This window comes from Occallatibacter sp. (assembly GCF_049802275.1).
In the GTDB taxonomy this organism is placed as follows: domain Bacteria; phylum Acidobacteriota; class Terriglobia; order Terriglobales; family Acidobacteriaceae; genus Telmatobacter.
The window spans coordinates 1-3,916 of the sequence record NZ_JBARMD010000680.1 but is presented as its reverse complement, the minus strand read 5'-3'; the positions used below and the strand labels follow the sequence as shown (position 1 = coordinate 3,916).

The 3,916-nt window shown below is 58.0% G+C and carries 4 protein-coding genes; 3 read left to right on the top strand and 1 reads right to left on the bottom strand.

The annotated features are described in order from the left end of the window. Nucleotides 1-183, top strand: a 183-nt coding sequence (locus tag WA354_RS22910) for an efflux RND transporter permease subunit (protein ID WP_472815344.1), incomplete at its 5' end; no start/stop codon positions are given. 141 nt (nt 184-324) lie between these two features. Further along, a complete protein-coding gene (locus tag WA354_RS22905; protein WP_472815343.1) occupies nt 325-990 on the top strand; it encodes a YceH family protein in 666 nt (221 codons plus the stop codon). 53 nt (nt 991-1,043) lie between these two features. Here WA354_RS22905 and ndk read toward each other — a convergent pair whose 3' ends face one another. Beyond that, entirely contained in the window at nt 1,044-1,460 is a 417-nt protein-coding gene (gene ndk, locus WA354_RS22900) for a nucleoside-diphosphate kinase (RefSeq protein WP_472815342.1), read from the bottom strand. Between the two features lie 93 nt (nt 1,461-1,553). Between ndk and WA354_RS22895 the strand changes: the two genes are divergently transcribed. Beyond that, on the top strand, nt 1,554-3,626 hold the full coding sequence (locus tag WA354_RS22895) for a M13 family metallopeptidase (protein ID WP_472815341.1): 2,073 nt from the start codon (nt 1,554-1,556) through the stop codon (nt 3,624-3,626). The last annotated feature ends 290 nt before the right edge of the window (nt 3,627-3,916 follow it).

The window sequence follows — 3,916 nt, the reverse complement described above, 5'->3', positions numbered from 1 at the left end:
GCCGCTGTCTGCGGCATGCTGCCGCTGGCTTTCGCTCTCGGCGCCGGCTCGCAGATGCTGCAACCCCTGGCCATCGCCGTCATCGGCGGACTGGCGGTTTCGATGGTGCTGAGCCTCATTGTCACACCGGTTGTTTACTTCCTGCTGACGCGTAACCGCAAGCCCGAAGAAGAACCGGCGTAGTCTTGTCGGCTCGAGGAAGAGCCTGGGTGCCCCATCCATGCGGAGCATGGGTGGGAAAGCAAGAAACTGACACTTCACAATTCTTTCCAACCATGACGCAACAACGGGAAATAACGCGAACCCAGATGTCACAATAGACCCATGGTTACCGAGCCCATCAAGCTCTCCGCCGCCGAAGCCCGCGTGCTTGGCGCACTCGTCGAAAAAGAAATCAATACGCCCGACTACTATCCGCTCACGCTGAACGCGCTCATCAACGCAAGCAATCAGCGTTCGAACCGCGAGCCGGTGATGGACCTCGACGAGGACGACACCCGTCAGGCTCTCCACGGCCTCGAAAACAAAGGGCTCGCAGGCCGCGCCCGATCCGCCGATGGCCGTGTAACAAAATACGAGCACTGGCTCGGCGAGGCTTTCAACTTCAGCCGCGCTGAAACCGCGCTGATTTGCGTCTTGCTGTTACGTGGCCCGCAGACACCGGGCGAACTTCGTGGCCGCACCGAGCGCATGCATCGCTTTGAAGAGATCAGCGACGTGCTCGCCGGTCTGCAAAAGCTGACGGAGCGAGAGCCCTCACTCGTCGCTGTGCTCCCACGCCAGCCCGGCACGAAGGAAGCGCGCTACGCCCATCTGCTCTCGGGTCCGGTGGAGTCGATCTCGTTGCCTGCGACTGCAGGCGCGGCTCAAAATGTGGCAGCGACCACCCCCGAACAGGACGATCGCATTGCGCAATTGGAAGCTGCAGTTGCTGAATTGAAGCGCGAAATCTCCGCGCTCCGCGAAAAGATCGACAACCTTTTCGGCTGATTAAGCCCGGCGTTACGAACTGATCACTGACAACTGTCGACTGATCACTGGATTCAGATCAGCTCATACCCCGCGAACCAATATCCGATCTCAAACGCCGCTGTCTCGTCCGCATCCGAGCCGTGAATCGCGTTAGCCTGGATCGACTCTGCAAACTTCTTGCGGATCGTTCCCTCTTCAGCATTCGCGGGATTGGTCGCGCCCATCAGTTTGCGCAGATCCGCAATCGCGTTGTCCTTCTCCAGCACCATCAGTAAAGCAGGCCCCGACGACATGAATTCGCACAGATCATTGAAAAAGGGCCGCGCCGCATGCACATGATAGAACCCCTGCGCCTGCCGCTTCGATATTGTCTGCTTGCGAATCGAAATCAGCTTGAATCCGGCCTTCTCAATCTCGGCCAGAATGGCCCCCGCATATCCCTTGCTAACCGCGTCTGGTTTGATAATGCTGAACGTGCGCTGCGCCACTCGATGCTCCTCCAAAAAAAGGCTTTAGCCCATCTGCTATTGTACCGGTCACAATTGACGACCAACCCCACCCCAATCTGCTAGAGTTTCGCCATGTCACGGTTAGCCGCTGTACTCTCTCCTTCCGGCCTCGCTTTGATTGCACTCCTTGCCGCCACACCCACATTCAGCCAGAACGCAACATCGTCCGCACCTGCGTCACCCGAACTCCGCGTTTTCGATACTTCCCTCATCGACAAGTCCGTTAACCCCTGCGAAAACTTCTACCAATACAGTTGCAATGGCTGGTTCAAACGCAATCCTCTGCCGCCGGACCAGACGTCGTACGGCCGCTTCACCGAGCTGTATGAACTGAACCGTCTGCACCTGAAGCAAATTCTCGAAGACGCCTCGAAGCCCGATCCGAACCGCACGCCCAACGAGCAGAAAATCGGCGACGAATATGCGAGTTGCATGGACACGGCAAACGTCGACAAGCTCGGCCTGACGCCCATCAAGCCTGAGCTCGACCGTATCGCCGCACTGCAAACCGCCGGCGATTTGCCTGTGCTGGTCGCCCATCTGCACACCATTGGCGTCGGCGCTTTTTTTGACTTCGGCGCGGACCAAGACTTCGCCAATGCCAACCAGGTCATCTCCTTCTATGGCGGAGGCGGCCTAGGCTTGCCGGAACGCGATTACTACTTCCGCACCGACGCCAAATCCGCAGAACAGCGCAAACAGTATGTGGACCACGTCCGTAATATGTTCATGCTCGCCGGCGAGCCTGAAGCGCAAGCTGCCAAGGATGCCGCCACCGTGATGGCCATTGAAACTCGCCTCGCCAAGGCATCGCTCACCATCACGGAAATGCGCGACCCGCAGAATCTGAATCACCCCACCGACGTGGCGGCAATGTCGAAGATGCTCACTCACTTCTCGCTCAACGATTACGTTGAAGCCGCTCACGCGCCCGCCGCAGGCAAAGCGAACGACATGGAGCCGAAGTACTTCGCTGAGTTCAACGCTCTCGTAGCCGACACGCCGCTCGACCAGATCCGCACCTACCTGCGCTGGCACCTGCTTCACTCCTACGCCGGAACCAGCATGCCCGAGGCCTTCGAGACCGAGTCGTGGAACTTCTACGCGCACATCCTGAACGGCGCGGAAAAGCAGCAGGAACGCTGGAAGCGCTGCACCACCCGCGTCGATCGCGAAATGGGCGAGGCCCTCGGCCAGGTCTACGTTGCCAAGTACTTCCCGCCGGAAGCAAAGCAGCACGCCCTCGAAATGACCCTCGCCATCGAACAGGCGATGGGCAAAGACATCGACTCGCTCGACTGGATGAGCCCCGCCACTAAACTAGAGGCCAAAGAAAAGCTAAAGACCGTAATGAATAAGATTGGCTATCCCGACAAATGGCGCGACTATTCGAAACTTGTCATCGTGCGGGACGACGCACTCGGCAACCAGGAACGCGTGCGCGTATTCAATTTCAATCGCGATCTTGCCAAAATCGGCAAGCCCGTCGACAAGAGCGAGTGGGGCATGTCACCGCCAACCGTCAACGCCTACTACAACCCGCAGCAAAATAACGTGAACTTCCCGGCCGGATACTTCCAGCCGCCTTTCTTCAGCGACAAGGAAGATGATGCCGCGAACTATGGCGACATGGGCTCGACCATCGGCCACGAACTTACGCACGGCTTCGATGACGAAGGCCGCCAGTTCGATAAAGACGGAAACCTGAAAGACTGGTGGACCAAGGAAGACGAAGCTAAGTTCAAGGAAAAAGCACAGTGCATGGTCGACCAGTACGACGCCATTGAAGCAGTTCCGGGCGTGCACCTGAACGGCAAACTCACGCTCGGCGAGAATCTCGCCGACCTCGGCGGCCTGTGGCTCGCATGGCTCTCATGGGAAGACAAGGCAGAGGCCGCGCATCTCGACATGAGTGCGAAAACCGATGGCTACACGCCCGATCAGCGCTTCTGGATCGCCTACGCGCAGCAGTGGTGCACACAGACCCGCCCGGAACAACTCCGCAGCCAGGCGCAAACCGATCCCCACGCGCCCGACGAGTACCGGACAAACAGCGTACTTCAAGACCTACCAGAGTTCGCGAAGAGCTTCAGCTGCAAGCCCAATAACAAGATGGTCAGCGCAAAACCTTGCCGCGTCTGGTGAGAATGAACCTGAAAGAATCGGCTGTCATCAAAAGATGGGCTTGTCATCCTGAGCGAAGCGCAGCGCAGCCGAAGGATCTGCCCTGAAAATTCTCGTGCCTCGATCAAAACTGGGTGCCCCATCCTTGCGCAGCAAGGGTGGGAAAGCACGATCCCACCCGATTTTCATGGTCTTGGATTGCGCAACGCGACATGTATGACTGCAGTTGCTTTTTCAGGCAGTCCATAAACCATGAAGGCCCACCGTCATCGGCGGGCCTTGTGTTTTGAGCTAGAGGCTAGCAGCTAGAA